Here is a 17573-nt window from a genome sequence, read left to right on the forward strand (position 1 = left end):
GACTGCGGCTGCCGAAGAACTGGAATTGGATGGGGACGGCGGCGTTGATCCAGAAGCTGCGGGTGCCGCTGCCGTCGCCCATCGTCAGGTCGAACATGAACGATTCGGAGCGGCGCAGCTTATTCATGACGACCACCCGGATGTGAGCAAGCGTGCGGTCCTCGATCTCGAACGCATTGGTCGTTGGTCCATACATGAATCTGCCCACCGCAACCTCCTCACAGGGATCGGTTCGAACGCACGAACGACGCGGCATCCCGACATCCGGAGTACCCGACCGCAAGATGCGATACACCGACTGAAACACCCCTGCGGGTGTAGCGGCACACCCCTGAGGGTGAAAAGGTGAATCATGTCCGTCTCCTCCCGCCGCCCTGTCACTGTGGCGTTGGTGGATGACTATGAGGTCGTCCTCAAGGGGTTGGCGCATCTGTTCGATGACTACCGCGACCGCGTCGCGGTAGTCGAGATCGATGCGAATGCAACCGTGGCTGACACCGTCGACGTCGTCCTATACGACTCCTTCGCGCAGCCGGAGTCGGATCACGACCAGATCGCAGAGCTGATCGCCAACCCCCGCGCTCGCCACGTCGTCGTCTACACCTGGAACCTTCAACCGGAGCTCATCGACGCCGCCCGACGACAGGGCGTGCACGGTTACCTGTCCAAGACCCTTCCCGCGGCCGAACTGGTCGCGGCGATCGAGGCGGTCAGTTCGGGCCAGAACGTGATCAGCGATCAGCGTGGTCGCGCCACGAGCGCTGCCGGGCTGGACTGGCCGGGCAGACGGGAGGGCATCACGGATCGCGAATCGGAGATCCTCGCGCTGATAACACAAGGGATGAGCAACGCCGACGTGGCGCGTCTGACATATCTGAGCCCGAACACCGTCAAGTCCTACATCCGCTCCGTTTACCGCAAGATCGGCGCCACCAGCCGGGTCGAAGCGGTGCTCTATGGCGTCCGCCACGGATTCACCCCCGACACGAACCGGATTGAATACTGGCGCGGAAGTTCATGAAACCATCGTCGGACGGTCGTTGGTCGCCGCGACAGGGTAGGCCCGAGGCCCACACGACACAAGCCCGCTGACGACGGGCACGCCGATCGCGATCATTGAGTGATGCGGATGCTGCACTACACGGGCGACGCCGTCCTGGTGGCGGATGACGTCTGCCACGCAATGTTGCGGTACGCCCTATCTCTCGCCGAGACGCAGCGCTCCGACCTTGTCACCATTCCGGTGATCGCCGACGACGGCTCAACGACCTTCGCCGACTTCCTGCTCGGACCAGCCAGCCAGCTGTATGCAACCGCCGCGCCCCACCGCCCGCACCAGGCCTACAATCCTGACGCCGTGGGCGAGCTCGATCGCCGAACGCGTCGACTGCACCCCGTCGCCATTGTTGAACGATTCGACTCGGATGCCCCGGCGAACCGCTCAACTGCCCACGACTGGTGGGCAGACGAAAGCATCTGACTGACCGACTAGCTGCTGGCGCGAATGCCATGCGCCCGCCGCTCGACCTCTAGCAACGGCCGGTGGTTCCCGGATAGCCTCTGCGTGTCGGACGACGTGGTCCGGCGTCTCCGACCCGAGAGGAACTCACATGCCAAACAACAAGGCCGCCGCAGGCAACAAGGCCGCCGCCGGCAACAAGGCGGCCGCAGGCAACAAGGCGATGAAGGGCGGCCCGGCGGCCGCCAAGATCCCGGCGCCGAAGGGCCATTCCCCGAAGGGCCTGGACAAGCAGTAACGGGCTGAAAGGCTCTCAGTCGACGAGGCTGAGAGCCTTTCAGCCCGTCGCGGCGCTACGTGCTCGACCGAACGACCAGCGACGGAACCAGGTCGACCCGGCGAACGGGTATGTCGATGCCCGCGGCGATGCCCAGTACGAGGTCCAGCGCCACCCGGCCGGACTCCTCGAACGGCTGTCGCACGGTCGTGAGGCCGAGCCCATCGGCGAGCGGCCCGTCATCGAAGCCGACGATCGCGACATCGTCGGGCACGGAGAGGCCGCACTTCGCCAAGCCCCGCCAGGCGCGCGCGGCGAGCTCGTCGTGATTGGCCATGATCGCGGTCGGGGCGTGGGGTCCTGAGAGGGCCGCGAGGAGGGCCGGGGTGGGGTCGGCCTCGAGCGGGCAGGTGACGAGCGTCATCGCCACATGCTCGGACAGCCCCTGCATGCGCAGCATCCCTGCGGAGATGTAATCCTGCGAAAGCTGCGGCTCGCCCAGGTAGATCACCCGTTCATGCCCGCGTTCGCGCAGGTGCTCGCCGGCCAGGCGTCCACCGGCTTCGTCGTCCATCAGCACGACTGGCGCGTCGTCGCCGACGGGCCTGGCGCGACGCACGTCGATGAGCACCAGGGGGAGCGCGGCCTCGCGGCTCGCGCGCATCGCCGCGCTGCCGAGCGGCACGCCCATCACGATCAGACCCTCGATACCGCGCCGCGCGGGCAGCGCGTCGAGCAGCGGGGCACGGACGCTGGCCGCCGACTCGAGGTCGTGGGCAGTCAGGTCGATCGCGGTTTCACGCGCCCGCACGAGCATGCCCGCGAAACGACGGAAGTACGTCGAGTAGGTGCTGAACGGCGCCGCCACGGCGATGCGGGTGCCACCGCCCGGGCGTCCCTTTGCGGTTCCGGCACGGTAGCCCAACGCGCCGGCGGCCGCGACGACCCGGGCGCGGGTCTCCTCGCTGACCCGATGCGGCGCGTTGATGGCGAGCGAGACGGTGGAGATGCTGACGCCCGCGCGCTCGGCGACGGAGTAGATCGTCACCTTCGCGGCGCCGGGCATCGGCATCCTTCCTTCAAAAAAGAACTTCATCGAAGTACTTCGATGCCTTCAGACTAGACCCGAGACCAAAGGAGGTCGACCAGGATGAATCTCAAGAAGGCGCGGACGGACGCATTCGTCGCCGCCGTCGAGCAGCGCCTCGCGCCGCTCCAGCCGCCGCAGGGCAAGACCGCGCAGGAGCGTCGCCGCAGCGCTGAGGCGTTCGATGTCGTGATGACCACCGAGCTCGGCATCGCGCCGATCGACTCTGCGACCGAGGAGCACACCATCCCGGTGCCTGGGCATCCGGATGCACGACTGCGCGTCTACTGGCCGACTCCGGAGCGCAGCGATCCTGTAACCGCCGGCGGCCTGCCGATCCTCGTGTACTTCTTCGGCGGCGGCTTCGAGATCGCCGGGATCGACTGGGTCTGGTGGGACGCGTCCTTCCGTGATCGTGCGCGGGATGCCGGCATCATCCTCGTCGCCGGGGAGTACTCGCACGCACCCGAGGTGCAATACCCGGCGCAGCCCGAGCAGTGCTGGTCGGTGTTCGAATGGGCCGCGACGAATGCTCGCCAGCTCGGCGGCGACCCGGAGCGCCTCGCGATCGGCGGTGGATCCTCCGGCGGCAACCTCGCCGCCGCGACGGCTCTGATGAACCGCGACCGCGCCAACCGCCCGGTGCGGCTGCAGCTGCTCGAGGTGCCGATCCTCGACCTGACCGCCGGGCACCTCGACCTCGACGCACAGGCATCCCTCATGCCGAAGCCGCTGCTCCGACGGCTGGTGCAGATGGTCATCGGGCAATACGTGGGGCGCACCAAGGCGACCCGGCGCGAGCCCTACGCCTCGCCGCTGCTCGCCGAGTCGCTCCAGGGCATGCCGCCCACGGTCATCTACACCGCCGAACTCGACGCCCTCCGCGGCGACGGCGAGGCCTACGCCCGGGCCCTGAGCGACGCCGGAGTGCCGGTCTCGTGCGTTCGCATGATCGGCCAGAACCACGGCTCCGCTGGTTACCGCGGCTACGTGCCCGCGGCCGATCACCTGCACCGCGACATCGTCGCCACCTTGCGCACGCTGCACGACGAACAGATCACCTACCCGGAAGCCGCGACACGATGACCACGCTCGCCGACCTGACCCTCGACAGCGGCATCCTCCGCTGGATCGCCCGCATCGAGGAGCTCGCGCCCGGTCTGCCAGACCTCGCCAACCCCGATCCGCTGTTGCAGCGCGTCGCCGCGCGCGAACTGTCCGACCTGCTCGCGGTGGACTTCACGCTTCCGATTCCGGACGGCGTGGAGATCGACGATTTCGAGATCCTGGGGCGAGGCGGTGCGCTGCGGATGCGCCGCTACCGGCCCTCCGGCGCGGAAGGCCTCATGCCATCCCAGCTCTGGCTGCACGGCGGCGGGTTCTACGCCGGCACGATCGACGAGATCCTCAACGACCGGCTCTGCGCCCGCCGCGCACTCGACAGCGGGGTGCAGCTCTTCTCGCTCGAGTACCGCCTCGCGCCCCAGCATCCGTATCCCGCACCCGTGTTCGATGCCGTGGCGGCGCTCGAGGCGCTGGTCGCCGATCCGGCGCAGTTCGGCGTCGACCCCGATCGCCTGGGCATCGGCGGCAACTCCGCCGGCGCGGCCATCGCTGCGAGCACCGCGCTGCGGATTCGGGATGCCGGGGCCCCGCGCCTTGCTCATGTCGATCTGGAGGTGCCGCCGACGGCGATGCACCCGGTGGGCCAGTCCGCGGTGGACTACGCGATCGGATTCGGGCTCGATCAGATGGACTTCATCGTCGCGATGTACGCCGGAGCGGACGGACCCGCCGACGCGAACATCTCGCCGCTCGACGTGGAGGACCTCGGCGGACTGCCGCCGACGCTCATCATGGCGGGGGAGCACGACCCGCTGCGGGACTCGGGAGTGCAGTACGCCGAACGACTGCGGCAGGCGGGCGTGCCCGTCGAGCTGTTCGTCGGTGCCGGGCACCTGCACGGCACCCCGGGCATCACCGCCGCCTTCGACGGCGCCCGCGAGTGGCAGGAACAGCACGCTCGCTATCTCGCCGCCGCCTACAACACCCACCCCGTCCCGCTCGCCCGCTGACCTCCCACCACCAAGGAGACGCTGATGTCCCAGACCACCCTCGACCCGATCGGCGCCGTCGGCCCCGACGTGATTCCCGGCAGCAAGCAGCCCCGGGGCTTCCTGTTCGCCTACGTCGCCGCCTGGTTCGGCATCAGCCTGGTGCTCAGCACCCTCGGCGGCGCGGCGATCCCCAAGGTGTTCGCGTTCCTCGACGACGCCACCAAGGGCGTCAACCTCTCCATCGTCGCGGCGATCGGCGGCGTCGTGGTCATCGTGATCACCCCGCTCTTCGGCCGCTTGAGCGACCGCACCATGTCGAAGCTCGGCAAACGGCGCCCGTGGATCCTGGGCGGCGCACTCGTCGGCATGGCGGGCGTCGTCGTGCTCGCCTTCTCCACGGCGCTCTGGCAGGTCATCGTCGGGTGGGCGATCATCCAGACCGCCTACGGCGCGACGAACAGCGCCGTGCACGCACTCCTCGCCGATCAGATCCCCACGCGCATCCGGGCGCGCGTCTCGGCCGCGGCGAGCGTCGCCAACGCGCTCGCGCTCATCGTCGGCTCGCTCATGATCGCGGCGCTTCCGAACGACCAGCAGTGGACCTGGTTCATCGTGCCGGGCGTGGTGGGCACCGCCTTCAGCGTGCTGCTCTTCTTCCGCCTGCACGACATCGTGCGCACCGAGAAGCCCGAGCCCTGGCGGTGGTCGGACGTCCTCTCGACCTACTGGCTGAACCCGGTGAAGTACCGCGACTTCTTCTGGGCGTGGGCGTGCCGACTGTTCGTCACCATGTCGCTGTTCATGGTGTCGACCTACCTGCTGTTCTTCATCATCGACCGGCTGGGGATTCCGAAGGAAGAGGCATCCGGAGTCTTCGCGATGGTCCTCATCGCCTTCACACTCGCGAGCATCCTGACGACCGTCGTATTCGGCTGGATCTCGGACAAGACGGGCCGGCGCAAGGCGATCGTCTGGGTATCGGCCCTCCTCTCGGCAGTCGGTCTCACCGTCGCCGCGCTCGCGCCCGACCTGTCGGTGTTCATCATCGCGATGGTGTTGGTCGGCGGCGCGCAGGGCGCGTTCATCTCGGTCGATATCGCGATGATGACCGAGGTGCTGCCCACTTTCGACGAGGCGGGCAAGGACCTCGGCATCGTCTCGCTGTCGTACCAGGTGCCGCAGGTGCTGGTGCCGGTGCTCGCCATCCCGCTGCTCGCGATCGGCGGCAGCGGTGAGAACTACACGGCGCTGTTCGTCGCCGCGATCGTGTTCTGCGTGGTCGGCGCGCTCTGCGTGCTGCCCATCAAGAGCGTCAAATAGACGAGGCGGATGCCGGGGCGACGGCAGATGTCAAGGGGTCGGTCGAGACGGATGCTTCGTCCTACGGTCGGGGATGAACCCTGACGACAAGACGCGATTCGCGGCGAGCGAGGCCTGTACCCATGAGCGCTCTGATCATCTGTTGGAATCGCGACAAGTGGGACGGGTGGGACACGCCATACGAAGCTATCGTGGCGGCGATGCGCGATCCTGCGTTCCGGTACGTCTGTCGCTGGTCGGTCGGCGCGCGTCGCGAGGTGCCTATCGGGACGGATGCCTGGCTTCTGCGACAGGGCAGGATCCGCGGCCTTATCGGTCATGGTCGAGTGCTGTCGGAGCCGTTCGAGCACGTCCACTTCACGGATCCTGGGAGGACTCGTCAGTACGTGACCGTGGAGTTCGACACCCTTCTCGAGGAGTCGGATGCCGTGCCGGCGCATGTGCTCCAAGCCGTGGTGCCTCAGGTCGCGTGGGCATATAAATTCCAGTCAGGCAACTCCGTGCCGGCCGATGCCGAGGCGCGGCTGCGCAACCTGTGGGCGGACGCTACCGGACGCGCCTTAGACGGCTGAGCCGGGCGTTTGGCGAGCTGCGCTTCAACGTTCGCCTCAGAGGTCGAGGAAGTCGCCGAGCCACATCCGAACGCTCGCGAGACACTCGTCGTTGACGGCACCCGCGACTGCGGTGAGGCGCTCGCGGGTGAGCGTGCGCGGCTGCTCCGTCATGATCCATGACGGGCGCTCCAGACCGCTCGCGCCCTCGACACGAACGTGATTCGGCCACCCTCGATTCACTGTCGTGATCGGCAGGACGATCGCAAGGGTTGTCACCGCGTCGAGGTATCCCGCAGAGGCGATGACGAGGACCGGACGGTGCCCGCCCTGTTCTCGGCCGCGAACAGGCTCGAGTGACGCCCATGCCACGGCGCCGGGCGCGAGGTCACTCACGTGGCAGGTCGGTCAGCTCTGCGCGCTCCCACGAGGTCGACTCCACGGCGTGGGATGAGAGATCTTCGTTGGACGATCCTGCGATCGCCTCTCTGAGCGACGCCAGGCGGTCACGGCGGTCCGCGGCATCCGCGAGTACCGCGAGGTGCGCACCGAGCGTCAGCCCCGCGCGCGAGGCCTGTGTCTTGAGCCGGTCGCGCAGTTCATCGCTGACCTTGATCGTGGTGGTCATACTTTCAGTATACCGACGCCAAGAGCGGCGGCATGGCTGGCGGAGGTGGGCGCACCCGATGCCGGGGCGCCCACCTTCGTGCATCAGAGGGGGAGGAGTGCTGCCCCGCGGCGCCACACCTGGCGGATGTTGAGGGTGTCGCTGATGTCGGTGGTGGGATCCCCGTCGACGAGGAGCAGGTCGGCGCGGAGGCCAGGAGCGATTCGGCCACGGTCGGTGAGGCCGAAGCGCCTTGCCGCCGTGGCGGTCGCCGCCCGCAGCGCCTGCACGGGGGAGAGGCCGGCACGGACGAAGAGCTGGAGTTCGTGATGGACGCTGGCGCCGTGCGCGAGACCGCCGAACGACGGCACGGGCACTGACGCGTCCGTGCCGACGAGCAGGTCGACGCCGGCATCGCTGAGCGCCTTCACGCTCGCCAGCACATCGTCGAGGTCACCCTGCGGGTACCTGTCGAAGCTGCTCGACAGCGTCGCGAGCCATGCCTCACTCAGTCGAGATGCGACTCGTGGGTCGGCGCCGAAGGCYTCGCCGGTGATGCCCATCATCGAAGCGTTCAGCACCACGCACGGGACGACGAACGCGCCGGACCGGGCRACCAGCTCGATCACGTCGGTGGTGTGGGGCTTGTCCATGAACAGGTGCGCAAGGCCATCGATGCCCGCGTCGACCGCAGACACGGTGGAGTCGATGGTCAGTGCGTGCGCCACGGTGAGGAGCCCGAGGCGGTGAGCTTCGGCCACCCCGGCCGCGATGGTTGCGTCGTCGAGGCAAGGGAGTCCGGGAGCGCCTTCGACGGTTCCGTCGTCGATCATGAACTTGATGTAGTCCGAGCCTGCTTCGGCGAGCTGCGGGATGAAGGCGACAGCCTCTTCCGGGGTGGAGGAGAAGGGCATGACGATGTTCTCCCACGACTTGCCGCCGCGGCCTTCCTTGCGGCCCTCTCGGGGCGCGGCATCCGCCTGATCCTTGCCGCCGTGCTTGTCGCCTCCGTGCGCGAACAGCTCGCTGGGGTGCCCTCCGGGAGGGGTCAGGCCGAAGCCAGCCGACCGCACGTCCGCGACACGGTCATTATTCGTGATCTCCTCGCGGTTCTTCTTCGTGTGGGCGCCCTGCATCTCAAGTTCGGTCGTGACGCCGAAAGCGAGCGCGAGCTCGAGGGACTCGATCGACGTGTGCACATGGGCGTCGATGAAGCCGGGCGTCAGGGTAGCGCCGCTCGCATCGATGATGTCTGCGTCGGTGGGTGCGTCCTCTCCGATGGAAAGGATGATGGGGCCGTCCAAGACGACGGTGGTGGCGTCGAGGACGGTGTCGCCGTCGAAGATCCTGACGTTGATCACGGCTGTCTTACTCATGGCTTCTGCTCCTGCACTCGGGTCGGCGTCGAACATGTTCTGAACGAACATGTTCGCAACGTTAGCACAGAACCTGTTCGGCACGAACATGTTCGTGGTAGGTTCATGCCATGAACGATCCCGACCGCCCGCTGAGTCGCCGTGAGCGACCCGCCAAGCCTCCGCTGACCCGAGCCGGCATCGTCGCAGCGGGCCTGTCGGTGCTCGAAGCCGAGGGGATCGAGAAGGTCACGATGCGGCGAATCGCGGCCGAGCTCGACACGGGCGCCGCCTCGCTCTACGTCTACGTGCAGAACACTGCGGACCTGCACGCGCAGATGCTCGACGAGCTCCTCGCAGGCGTCACGCCTGCCGAGACCGGACCATGGCGCACGCGCCTGATCGACCTGCTCGAAAGCTACGCGGGGGTGCTCTTTCTGCATCCCGAGATCGCCCGGCTCTCGATGTCCACCCATACGTCCGGGCCCAACTATCTGCGTCTGCTCGACACCATCCTCGGGCTGCTCGACGAGGGTGGCGTTCCCGAAAATCAAGCCGCGTGGGGTGTGGACATCCTTCTCGCGTATCCCACCTTCCTGGCCGCCGAACGAGGCTCGCGTACTCAGCGCCCCAACAACCGTGATTTCGCCGACCTCGCAACTCAGGTCGCGACCGCCGATCCGCTCTCGCTCCCTCACGTCGCTGCCGCCGGTGACGAAATCGTCTCGGGAACGCCTGCGGCACGCCTGCGGTGGGGCATCACGGTGCTGATCAACGGCATCACCCAGACCGAAAGAGCGTGACGTCCCGCTCCGCCGACGGGATCATCGTCCCGCCGGCGGACCACCCGATCAGGCCCGTTCCACCGGCAGCCACAGTTCGCAGATGGCCGTGCTGAAGTCCGCGGCGCGGTCCAGGACCGCCACGATCGAGGGACCCGGCCGGAGCCGCCAGGGATTCGACGGGAACCAGTCCGTGGCCGTGGCCGCCCACGCCGACTGCAGCGCCGCCGGGTACTCACCCTCGGTGCGGAACACCGCCCAGGTGCCGGCCGGAAGCTCGATGGTGGTGAGATCCGCGGGTACGGGCGTCGTGTCGGCGACGGCGACGCCATGGAGGTAGGTGAGCTCGCTGCCCTCGGTGTAATCGGGGTCGACGTCGGCGCTCACCTGCAGCAGTCCGGCCGGCTCGGTGCTGCTCAGATCCTTGAGCCGGGCGTGCTCTTCGATCGGCAGGGCAGCGATGTGCGCCTGGATGTGCGGGTTGACGCCCTCGTGGATGAGCGGCACCCGAGCCGAGTGGCCGATGATCCGGAAGGCCGGTCGTTCTGCGATGCGAGTGTCCATGGCGGTGTTCCCTTCTACGGTCAGGCGAAACCTGAGCTGCGGTTGCATGCGAAGGGGGCCGCCGTCTCTGCGCGCGTCGCCGGGGTTGACACCGTGCACGGATCGGAAGGCGCGGCCGAACGCTTCGGTCGAGCCGTAGCCATAGCGCACCGCGATTCCCAGCAGGTCGCCGTCCGCGAGAACGTCCGCTGCGGCGACCGTCATGCGACGCCTCCGGATGTACTCCGACAGCGGCATGCCGGCCAGCGAGGAGAACATCCGGCGGAGGTGATACTCCGTCGTGCCCAGGCGTACTGCCAGGCCGGCGATGTCGATCTCCTCGGTGAGGTGCTCCTCGACGAAGTCGACGAGTTGATTGAGCGCTGCGATCACGGTTCCCCCTTCGACCTCAAGCCTGCTTGATCGCTGCGATCCGCACCCTACTATCGCGGTCCGATCCGATCATCACCATGTCTGCTTCCGAGGGACGCGCCAGAGGATGATGGGTTCATGCCCGCCGCCCATCGCCCCGGTCTTCGGGTCGACTCGGAGATCACGATCCCCGAGTCCGAGCTGTCCTGGCGGTTCTCGCGGTCTTCCGGTCCCGGCGGGCAGGGAGTGAACACCGCCGACTCCCGAGCCGAGTTGGTGTGGGATGCCGCGGCCTCGGCCGTGCTCTCAACGCTCCAGCGCGAGCGACTCCTCGAACGGCTGAGTGGTCGCCTGGTCGACGGGGTGCTGACGATCGCGGCATCCGAACACCGCGCGCAACTGCGCAATCGAGATGCGGCGCGCGACCGGCTGGCCGCCATCGTGGCCGACGCCCTGCGGCCGCCTTCGCCGACGCGGCGCCCGACGAAACCAGGTCGAGGCGCCAAGGAGCGGCGCCTGACGGCGAAGAAGCAGCGCACCGACGTCAAGCGGCTGCGTCGACCGCCCCTGGACTGACTGCTCGCCTTTCAGCGAGTGAGTCCTTCGATCGAGTAGCGGCGCTCGATTCCCAGTGTCATCCGCCCCCACTCACTGTCGGAGACACGATCTCGGTGTGCCAGGAACACCGCTTCGCTCACGTAGCGCTCGTCGACGTGCCAGATCAGCGGGTCGGCCGTCGGGGTGACCTCGAAGGAGAGGCATCCGGGCTCCGCGCGTGTGAGAGCAAGGTGCGCCGGAAGGTGCTCGATGACGAGCTGCGCCTCATCGAGGTTCTTGCACACGAGTTGGCCGCTGAGGCGCACATCAGTCATGTGCTCAACGGTAGTCAGATCTTCTTCACCACGGTGAGGAGGAAGACGGAGTCTTCGATGGCATCGACCGAGTGCCGTCCCTCGGGGATGATCATGAGGTCTCCCGGCGATCCGTTCCAGGACACATCGCCGGATTTGAGCAGGATGCGACCGTGGAGCACCTGCAGGGTCGCCTCGCCGGGATTCGGGTGCTCCGTCAGACTCTCGCCCGCACGCAGCGCCATCACCGTCTGTCGAAGCTGGTGCTCATGACCGCCGAAGACGGTCTTCGCGCTTCYGCCGCTCGAGGCCCGTGTCGCCTGGCCCAGCTCGTGCCGCGCGAGAGCGATCAGTGAGGTCTTCTGCATGGTGATCGTTCCGATCCTGGGATGTGCCCAGAGCGTACTCGCCCCACCGTCGGGGCAATAGGCGTCGACCGCTGGGTGGCGTCCATGGCGCGGGCGGTCGAGAATACGCGCATGACTCGGAACGCAGACGATGAACAACGATGGGCTCCCGCCACGGTCGCATCGCTCGCTGGACCCGCGTATCGCGAGCCCCATCGTCTACGGTGGCGGCCGGCGCGCGGCACCGTCACGAGACGATCCGAATCCGATTCCCGAATCCACCTATTTTATCCCTCTGACCTGGGCGGAATGTCGGAGGCCATCGGCAGAATGAGGGTATGAAAAGCCCCATCGACCCACTCTCCGACCTGCGGGTGCAGGTCGCGGAAGGGCTCCACGGGGTGAGCGATCCGCATCTCCTTCATCACGCCTCGGATGCGGATCTGGCGGCCGCCATGGCGATCGTCGGTGACATCGCCCGGCTCGTCGAGGGGGTTCTGATCGACGGGGTCGCCGAACTCGCGGAGCGGTCCAGCAGTCGGGTGACGGATGAGCGGTTGACGACCCGGCTGGGCTGCCACAACCTGAACGAGCTCATCCAACGGCTCATTCGGTGTTCGGCGCAGACCGCCGCACGGCTGGAGCGGGCGCAGCGCGCGGTCGCTCCCGCGTGGGACATGATCACCGGCGAGGAGCGTCCCGCTCGGCTGCCCGCCCTCCGCGCGGCGCTACTGGACGGGCATGTCGGCGCCGACGGCGTGCTCGCCGTCGCGGGCCCGCTGCTGGAGATGGACCGGCGCGTGCCCCGCGATCAGGTGCTCCTCGCCGATGACGTGCTGGCCGCCCATGCGCGCGGCGAGGGACCGGATGGCGAGCCGCCGGCCTGCGCCGATGTGCTGCGGGTGCATGCCCAGGTGTGGGCGACGGCCCTCGACCAGGACGGCGCCGAACCCCACGAGCGCGACATCGCGTTCCACCGTGGACTCACCCTCGGGCGCGCCCGAAACGGGGTGATCCCCATCCGCGGGAACCTCCTGCCCGACGTCGCCGCCCAGCTGCAGCGGATCTCCGACGCGACTTACACCCCGCCGTCCTCGGTTGGGTTCGTCGAATCGACCGAGACCGCGGAGCCGAGCGAAGAGCCCGACGACGAGGCCGCGGGGTTCACGTCGATCCTCGACAATCGCACCCGGGCGCAGCGGCTGCACGACGCACTCGCCCTGGCCCTCGGCGTCGCCGCGCGCAGCGGCGAACTGCCCACGATCGGCGGCGCTGCGCCGACCCTGATCGTCATGACCCGCGCTGAAGACCTCCAATCTGACACCGGATGGGCGACGATCGAGGGCTGCGACGAACCCGTCTCACCGACCGTGGCCCGTCATGTCGGCTGCGCCGGGGTGATCCAACGTGTCGCCCTCGCGCCGAACGGCCGCATCCTCCGGCTCGGCACCGAAGAACGCCTCTTCAACCGCCACCAGCGTCGCGCGTTAGCCCTCCGCGACGGCGGGTGCATCATCCCCGGGTGCAGTGTGCCCGCGGGGTGGTGTGAAGCGCATCATGTGACCGACCATGCCAAGGGCGGCCCCACCCACACCGACAACGGCGTCCTGCTCTGCTGGTGGCATCACCGCTACATCGACACCTTCGGCTGGCACATCCGGATGAACCGGGGCGTGCCCGAAGTGCAAGCACCACTCTGGCTCGACCCCACCGGACGATGGCGACCCGTCACCAAATCCCGCATCCGCATGCTCGAACTCCTCAGCCCTCGCACCTGACACGCCAACCCACGGACCGTCATGCTGACAGTCGGACAGCTTGTTCTCTGGTGGCCTTGGCGATGATGCGAATGCCGCGCCTGATCTGCTGCTCGTCGACGTTGCCGAAGCCCAGCACGAGAGCCGGTGGGAGAGGTTCGGGGCTCGTGCCTTCGGGCGCGAACCGATAACGCCCGAGGGTGTTGACCCGGATGCCCATGGTTGCGGCGGCAGCGGCGACGGCAAGTTCGGATGATCCGTCGGGCAGCTGCAGCAGGGCGTGGTGGCCAGCTGCCAGCCCGCGCAGCCGGCCCCGTCCGAAGGCGAGCTCAACCTCGGCAGCCAGCACGTCCCGGCGTGCGCGGTAGATCTCCCGCATCCGGCGCAGGTGCCGGTCGAAGCGGCCCGACTCCATGAGGAGCGCCAGCGCCTCCTGGTCGAGGCCTGGCACGCCGCGACTGCTGAGCCGCTTCTCCTCGACGATTCCTGCCACGATGTGCGGTGGCGCGAGCACCCATCCCAGCCGGATGGTGGGTGCGAGCGTCTTGCTGACCGATCCCAGCGCGATCACGCGCGCAGGGTTCAGGCCCTGCAGCGAGCCGACCGGCTGCCGGTCGCAGGCGTCGGCTTCGGCATCCTCTTCATCGCACTGGCGCAGATCTCCGACGGCGCCGGCCTGCTGCCGCTGGCGGCCAACCAGCTGTGCGGAGCGATCCTGACGATCGTCGCCGGCGCCGGACTTCGGCAGGTCTGGCCCCCCTCGCCCGGCGTGCTCGGCTGGGGTAGCGTGTCGGGCGTGTTCGGCGCTTCGGGCACGCTCGCCTTCGTGGTCGCCACCGGAGCGACCAGCCTCGGAATCGCGGGAGTGCTCACGTCCCTGTACCCGGCCGTCACCGTGCTGCTCGCGGCCGGGCTCCTCAGGGAGCGGGTCGCGGTCGGTCAACGGGTGGGCATCGGCATCTGCACCCTCGCCGTCGCCGCGATGGCGCTGGGCTGACGCCACCGAAGGAAGGTGATCTCGTGGGTCTGCTCGTCACCACCGTGATCTGGGCGCTGTTCGTGGCGACGACCCTGTGGTTCCCGTTTCGTCGTGGACCGGTCGGCTTCGGCATCTACATCGTCACCGTGGCCTGCAACGAGATTCCGCTGGTGCTGCTGGCGGTGTTCGTCGTGTCGGTGGTGCTCAGTCTGGAGGACGCGGCGGCGGAGCCGACGGCGATGATCGCGGCGCTGGTCATCGCATGCTTCGTCACGCTCGGGATGGTGTGGCTGCAGGTGCGCGCGCGGAGCGTTCAACCGGCGTTCGAGGCGGCGCTGACCGCGGGCCTGGGCACCGACTGGCGCGTGTCGATCCGACCCGAGTACGCGCCCTCCTCCGCGCGGCCGACCGGACCGTGGGTGCGCGGCATCCTGCTGCCGTTCCAGCGGCACAAGGCCACCGTGCAGCGCGTGCGCAACATCCCCTACGCGTCGGGCGGACGCGCTCACCTCCTCGACCTCTATCGACGGACGGATGCCTCGACCCCGCGTCCCGTCGTCATCCAGCTGCACAGCGGGGGCTTCGTGCAGGGTGGCAAAAGCCGCGAGAGCGTCGCGCTGCTGAACCAGTTCGCCGATCACGGCTGGCTCTGCGTCAGCGCGAACTACCAGCTCCGTGCCGAGGGAGCGTTTCCCGAGTCTCTGGTGGACACGAAGCGGGTGATCGCGTGGGTGCGAGCGCAGGCGATCGAGTACGGCGCCGATCCGGATCAGATCTTCCTGGTCGGCGCGTCCGCGGGCGGGCACCTGGCGGTCTCGGCGGCGCTCACACCGAATGACCCGCGGTTCCAGCCTGGATTCGAACAGGCCGACACCCGCGTCGCAGGAGCGGTGTCGGTCTACGGCTACCTCGGCCCGCGCAGCAGCGATCCCGCCAGCTCTCCGGCCGGGCTCGCCCGTCCGGATGCGCCACCCCTGCTGATCGTGCACGGAGCGAGAGATACCGCGCTTCCGCTCGGTCTTGCGCGCTCGGTCGCTGCTGAGCTGCAGTCCGTTTCGAGGTCGCCGGTCGTGTACGCCGAGCTCCCCGACACGCAGCACGGCTTCGACCTCTTCGCCTCCGTCCGCGCCCGGGTCGCTGCGAACGCCATCGAGGAGTTCATGGGCTGGGCTCGCTCCCGATCGTCGCTCTGAAGGAGTGGCGCACCCGCAAACCGGATGCGCCACTCCTTTCCTGCCTGATGCTCAGCCGAAGGGGATCGCGCCCACGAGCACACMGACGAGCAGCATCACCAGCGAGATCACGCACGCGCGCCAGAGCACCTTCTTGTGGTGGTCGCCCAGGTTGACCCCTGCGAGCGAGACGAGCAGGAGGATGGCCGGAACCAGCGGGCTCTGCAGATGGACGGGCTGGCCGGTGATCGAGGCGCGGGCCATTTCGACAGGGGCGATGCCGTAGGTCGCCGCGCTCTCGGCGAGCACGGGAAGAATGCCGAAGTAGAACGCGTCGTTCGACATGAAGAACGTCATCGGAATGGAGAGCACTCCGGTGATGACCGCGAGGTACTGACCCATCGAGGCGGGCACCACCTGAACCACCCAGTCGGCCATCGCGGTCACCATGCCGGTGCCGTTCAGCACGCCGACCAGTACGCCTGCGGCCAGCACCATGGAGACGACGCCGACGATGCTGGGGGCGTGGGCCACGATCTCGTCGGCCTGGCTGCGAAGCTTGGGGAAGTTGATCACGAGGGCCAGCGCGGTGCCGACCATGAAGATGTAGGCCAGCGGCATGAGGTCGAGCACCAGCAGCACCATGACCGCGAGCGTCAGGGCGAGGTTGACCCAGATGAGCTTGGGCCGCAGTGTCGGGCGATCCGCTCGCAGCATGGTGTCAGCCATCATCGTGTCGAGATCTTCGTCCTCGAGTACCTTCTGCTCGGCGATTGCAGCCAGTCCGGCCGGCATCCGCTGCCCCGGGCGCACGGTCACGAGACCGGTCGTCGAGAGGGTGGCTGCCGCTCCCGGCTTGACGTCGGCGCCGCGAACGACTCGGTTTCCACCGATGATCCGGCGCCAGAGGGTCGGCGGCTCGCCGGCGGCGGCATCCGTGGAGGCAAACGCCGATGAGTACTCGAGCGAGCCGATCCGCTTGCGCTCGCCCAGGCCCAGCATCCACGCGAACACGAGGGCGATGACGAGCCCGGTCGCCAGCGAGGGCAGCATCGGTACGAAGATCTCGGTCGGCGAGACGCCGAGCGCTGACGCCGCTCGAACGGTGGGACCTCCCCACGGCACGATGTTGAGCGTGCCGTTCATGAGGCCTGCCACGCACGTGAGCACGACGGGGCTCATGCCCAGGCGCAGGTAGATCGGCAACATGGCCGACGTCGTGATGATGAAGGTGGTCGATCCGTCGCCGTCCAGCGAAACTGCGCCAGCCAGGATGGCCGTTCCGAGCACTACTTTCGCAGGGTCGTTGCCGAGGAACCGGGTGATGAACCGGATCAGCGGATCGAACAGCCCGACGTCGATCATGATGCCGAAGAACATGATCGCGAACATGAGCAGCGCCGCCGTCGGCGCGAGATTTCCGATGGACTCGATGATCATGTCGCCGAGTCCGAGACCAGCGCCGGCGAAGAGGCCGAAGATGGTGGGGACGAGGATGAGGGCGACCATCGGGGTGAGTCGCCTGGTCATGATGAGCACCATGAAGGTCAGGATCATGGTGAATCCGAGGATGACGAGCACTTCGACTCCTTTGTCTGTATGGTGCGGACAGATCGGCTGATGCCGGATGCCTGCCACTGCCGCAGCGAGTGGCGATTCGCCGAACCTAGCCGCGGCAGCGCCGCGGCATCCGGTATCTCGCTTTGATGCACGTATTGCGCATATCGTGAGTTCTGCGCATTTCGCTCAATGCGCCGCGAGGAGGCGGCGATGCGGTTCTCGACACAGCTGCTGCTGCTTCAACTGGCCTGCGTGACCGCAGTCGTCGCGATCTGCACCGGAGTTTTCGTCGGGATCGGCGTGCAGCAGCTTCGGGCCGAAGCGGAGAGCTCTGCCCTGTCCATCGCCCGTACGATCGCCGCCGACTCCGACGTACGCAGCGGCGTGGCGCGGATCTCGGCGGATCCCGGCACGCCGACCAACGCCAGCCTGCGCGGCGGGCCGCTCGCCGAGCTGGCGACGGCTGCAGAGGCCGAAACTGACGCGCTGTTCATCGT

The 17573-nt window shown here is 67.9% G+C and carries 22 protein-coding genes and 1 pseudogene; 13 read left to right on the forward strand and 10 right to left on the reverse strand.

All coding sequences use genetic code 11. The features are described 5' to 3' along the window. On the reverse strand, positions 1-208 hold a 208-nt coding region (locus AC1DVT_RS09320; RefSeq protein WP_477388373.1), incomplete at its 3' end, for a DUF7882 family protein. A gap of 144 nt (positions 209-352) precedes the next feature. Between AC1DVT_RS09320 and AC1DVT_RS09325 the strand changes: the two genes are divergently transcribed. The 3 genes from AC1DVT_RS09325 to AC1DVT_RS09335 all read left to right on the forward strand — a co-directional run bounded on the left by AC1DVT_RS09325 (position 353) and on the right by AC1DVT_RS09335 (position 1757). Continuing rightward, positions 353-1021 carry a response regulator transcription factor gene (locus AC1DVT_RS09325; protein ID WP_477388375.1) on the forward strand — a complete coding sequence of 223 codons (669 nt, stop codon included), beginning with the start codon at positions 353-355 and terminating at the stop codon, positions 1019-1021. A gap of 102 nt (positions 1022-1123) precedes the next feature. Then, the gene (locus AC1DVT_RS09330; protein WP_477388377.1) at positions 1124-1480 is read left to right on the forward strand and encodes a hypothetical protein; all 357 of its coding nucleotides are present in this window, start codon (positions 1124-1126) and stop codon (positions 1478-1480) included. Positions 1481-1610: 130 nt separating this feature from the next. Next, positions 1611-1757, forward strand: a complete 147-nt coding sequence (locus tag AC1DVT_RS09335) for a hypothetical protein (RefSeq protein WP_457100178.1) — start codon at positions 1611-1613, stop codon at positions 1755-1757. 55 nt (positions 1758-1812) lie between these two features. Here the strand turns inward: AC1DVT_RS09335 and AC1DVT_RS09340 are convergent, their stop codons facing one another. Then, positions 1813-2802 carry a LacI family DNA-binding transcriptional regulator gene (locus AC1DVT_RS09340; protein WP_477388379.1) on the reverse strand — a complete coding sequence of 330 codons (990 nt, stop codon included), beginning with the start codon at positions 2800-2802 and terminating at the stop codon, positions 1813-1815. An 84-nt stretch (positions 2803-2886) separates the two neighbouring features. Here AC1DVT_RS09340 and AC1DVT_RS09345 point away from each other — a divergent pair, with 84 nt between their 5' ends. The 4 genes from AC1DVT_RS09345 to AC1DVT_RS09360 all read left to right on the forward strand — a co-directional run bounded on the left by AC1DVT_RS09345 (position 2887) and on the right by AC1DVT_RS09360 (position 6772). After that, the gene (locus AC1DVT_RS09345) at positions 2887-3909 is read left to right on the forward strand and encodes an alpha/beta hydrolase (RefSeq protein ID WP_477388381.1); all 1023 of its coding nucleotides are present in this window, start codon (positions 2887-2889) and stop codon (positions 3907-3909) included. After that, on the forward strand, positions 3906-4898 hold the full coding sequence (locus tag AC1DVT_RS09350; protein ID WP_477388383.1) for an alpha/beta hydrolase fold domain-containing protein: 993 nt from the start codon (positions 3906-3908) through the stop codon (positions 4896-4898). The genes AC1DVT_RS09345 and AC1DVT_RS09350 overlap by 4 nt, the downstream gene beginning before the upstream one ends. A 24-nt stretch (positions 4899-4922) precedes the next feature. Beyond that, on the forward strand, positions 4923-6200 hold the full coding sequence (locus tag AC1DVT_RS09355; protein WP_477388385.1) for an MFS transporter: 1278 nt from the start codon (positions 4923-4925) through the stop codon (positions 6198-6200). A 122-nt stretch (positions 6201-6322) separates the two neighbouring features. Next, positions 6323-6772 carry a hypothetical protein gene (locus tag AC1DVT_RS09360; protein ID WP_477388387.1) on the forward strand — a complete coding sequence of 150 codons (450 nt, stop codon included), beginning with the start codon at positions 6323-6325 and terminating at the stop codon, positions 6770-6772. A gap of 36 nt (positions 6773-6808) precedes the next feature. Here AC1DVT_RS09360 and AC1DVT_RS09365 read toward each other — a convergent pair whose 3' ends face one another. From AC1DVT_RS09365 to AC1DVT_RS09375, 3 genes are all read right to left on the reverse strand, one after another. After that, entirely contained in the window at positions 6809-7147 is a 339-nt protein-coding gene (locus AC1DVT_RS09365; protein ID WP_477388389.1) for a type II toxin-antitoxin system PemK/MazF family toxin, read from the reverse strand. Continuing rightward, positions 7140-7379, reverse strand: a complete 240-nt coding sequence (locus tag AC1DVT_RS09370; RefSeq protein WP_457100185.1) for a hypothetical protein — start codon at positions 7377-7379, stop codon at positions 7140-7142. The genes AC1DVT_RS09365 and AC1DVT_RS09370 overlap by 8 nt, the downstream gene beginning before the upstream one ends. 83 nt (positions 7380-7462) lie before the next feature. Further along, positions 7463-8734 carry an amidohydrolase family protein gene (locus tag AC1DVT_RS09375; protein ID WP_477388391.1) on the reverse strand — a complete coding sequence of 424 codons (1272 nt, stop codon included), beginning with the start codon at positions 8732-8734 and terminating at the stop codon, positions 7463-7465. Positions 8735-8844: 110 nt separating this feature from the next. Between AC1DVT_RS09375 and AC1DVT_RS09380 the strand changes: the two genes are divergently transcribed. Next, positions 8845-9516 (forward strand): TetR/AcrR family transcriptional regulator, encoded by a 672-nt coding sequence (locus tag AC1DVT_RS09380; RefSeq protein ID WP_477388393.1) that lies wholly within the window; start codon positions 8845-8847, stop codon positions 9514-9516. 48 nt (positions 9517-9564) lie between these two features. On the opposite strand, the gene AC1DVT_RS09385 is transcribed toward AC1DVT_RS09380, so the two are convergent. After that, a complete protein-coding gene (locus AC1DVT_RS09385) occupies positions 9565-10431 on the reverse strand; it encodes an AraC family transcriptional regulator (RefSeq protein ID WP_477388395.1) in 867 nt (288 codons plus the stop codon). A 117-nt stretch (positions 10432-10548) separates the two neighbouring features. Between AC1DVT_RS09385 and arfB the strand changes: the two genes are divergently transcribed. Then, a complete protein-coding gene (gene arfB, locus AC1DVT_RS09390) occupies positions 10549-10986 on the forward strand; it encodes an alternative ribosome rescue aminoacyl-tRNA hydrolase ArfB (protein ID WP_477388397.1) in 438 nt (145 codons plus the stop codon). An 11-nt stretch (positions 10987-10997) separates the two neighbouring features. Here the strand turns inward: arfB and AC1DVT_RS09395 are convergent, their stop codons facing one another. After that, a complete protein-coding gene (locus AC1DVT_RS09395; protein WP_457100190.1) occupies positions 10998-11282 on the reverse strand; it encodes a putative quinol monooxygenase in 285 nt (94 codons plus the stop codon). Positions 11283-11296: 14 nt separating this feature from the next. Then, positions 11297-11629 (reverse strand): cupin domain-containing protein, encoded by a 333-nt coding sequence (locus AC1DVT_RS09400; RefSeq protein WP_477388399.1) that lies wholly within the window; start codon positions 11627-11629, stop codon positions 11297-11299. A 317-nt stretch (positions 11630-11946) separates the two neighbouring features. Between AC1DVT_RS09400 and AC1DVT_RS09405 the strand changes: the two genes are divergently transcribed. After that, entirely contained in the window at positions 11947-13386 is a 1440-nt protein-coding gene (locus AC1DVT_RS09405; RefSeq protein WP_477388401.1) for an HNH endonuclease signature motif containing protein, read from the forward strand. A 19-nt stretch (positions 13387-13405) separates the two neighbouring features. Here AC1DVT_RS09405 and AC1DVT_RS09410 read toward each other — a convergent pair whose 3' ends face one another. Further along, a complete protein-coding gene (locus tag AC1DVT_RS09410; RefSeq protein ID WP_477388403.1) occupies positions 13406-13879 on the reverse strand; it encodes a hypothetical protein in 474 nt (157 codons plus the stop codon). Between AC1DVT_RS09410 and AC1DVT_RS09415 the strand changes: the two genes are divergently transcribed. Together AC1DVT_RS09415 and AC1DVT_RS09420 are read left to right on the forward strand one after the other, a co-directional pair. After that, on the forward strand, positions 13862-14362 hold the full coding sequence (locus AC1DVT_RS09415) for an EamA family transporter (protein WP_477388405.1): 501 nt from the start codon (positions 13862-13864) through the stop codon (positions 14360-14362). The two genes, AC1DVT_RS09410 and AC1DVT_RS09415, sit on opposite strands and share 18 nt — an antisense overlap. Positions 14363-14385: 23 nt before the next feature. Beyond that, the gene (locus AC1DVT_RS09420) at positions 14386-15537 is read left to right on the forward strand and encodes an alpha/beta hydrolase (RefSeq protein ID WP_477388407.1); all 1152 of its coding nucleotides are present in this window, start codon (positions 14386-14388) and stop codon (positions 15535-15537) included. A gap of 51 nt (positions 15538-15588) precedes the next feature. On the opposite strand, the gene AC1DVT_RS09425 is transcribed toward AC1DVT_RS09420, so the two are convergent. Continuing rightward, the gene (locus tag AC1DVT_RS09425; RefSeq protein ID WP_477388409.1) at positions 15589-17073 is read right to left on the reverse strand and encodes a CitMHS family transporter; all 1485 of its coding nucleotides are present in this window, start codon (positions 17071-17073) and stop codon (positions 15589-15591) included. A gap of 192 nt (positions 17074-17265) precedes the next feature. On the opposite strand from AC1DVT_RS09425, the pseudogene AC1DVT_RS09430 reads away from it, so the two are divergent. Then, positions 17266-17573, forward strand: a pseudogene (locus AC1DVT_RS09430) (sensor histidine kinase); the annotation flags it as partial.

The sequence above is a fragment of the Microbacterium sp. P2_F9 genome (genome assembly GCF_056403635.1).

What these genes read in the sequence shown, in the direction of transcription:
- AC1DVT_RS09405 (WP_477388401.1), top strand. Translation starts at nt 11,947, where the DNA reads ATGAAAAGCCCCATCGACCCACTCTCCGACCTGCGGGTGCAGGTCGCG.
- AC1DVT_RS09370 (WP_457100185.1), bottom strand. Translation starts at nt 7,379, where the DNA reads ATGACCACCACGATCAAGGTCAGCGATGAACTGCGCGACCGGCTCAAG.
- AC1DVT_RS09355 (WP_477388385.1), top strand. Translation starts at nt 4,923, where the DNA reads ATGTCCCAGACCACCCTCGACCCGATCGGCGCCGTCGGCCCCGACGTG.
- AC1DVT_RS09395 (WP_457100190.1), bottom strand. Translation starts at nt 11,282, where the DNA reads ATGACTGATGTGCGCCTCAGCGGCCAACTCGTGTGCAAGAACCTCGAT.
- AC1DVT_RS09325 (WP_477388375.1), top strand. Translation starts at nt 353, where the DNA reads ATGTCCGTCTCCTCCCGCCGCCCTGTCACTGTGGCGTTGGTGGATGAC.
- AC1DVT_RS09350 (WP_477388383.1), top strand. Translation starts at nt 3,906, where the DNA reads ATGACCACGCTCGCCGACCTGACCCTCGACAGCGGCATCCTCCGCTGG.
- arfB (WP_477388397.1), top strand. Translation starts at nt 10,549, where the DNA reads ATGCCCGCCGCCCATCGCCCCGGTCTTCGGGTCGACTCGGAGATCACG.
- AC1DVT_RS09360 (WP_477388387.1), top strand. Translation starts at nt 6,323, where the DNA reads ATGAGCGCTCTGATCATCTGTTGGAATCGCGACAAGTGGGACGGGTGG.
- AC1DVT_RS09330 (WP_477388377.1), top strand. Translation starts at nt 1,124, where the DNA reads ATGCGGATGCTGCACTACACGGGCGACGCCGTCCTGGTGGCGGATGAC.
- AC1DVT_RS09380 (WP_477388393.1), top strand. Translation starts at nt 8,845, where the DNA reads ATGAACGATCCCGACCGCCCGCTGAGTCGCCGTGAGCGACCCGCCAAG.
- AC1DVT_RS09335 (WP_457100178.1), top strand. Translation starts at nt 1,611, where the DNA reads ATGCCAAACAACAAGGCCGCCGCAGGCAACAAGGCCGCCGCCGGCAAC.
- AC1DVT_RS09340 (WP_477388379.1), bottom strand. Translation starts at nt 2,802, where the DNA reads ATGCCCGGCGCCGCGAAGGTGACGATCTACTCCGTCGCCGAGCGCGCG.
- AC1DVT_RS09345 (WP_477388381.1), top strand. Translation starts at nt 2,887, where the DNA reads ATGAATCTCAAGAAGGCGCGGACGGACGCATTCGTCGCCGCCGTCGAG.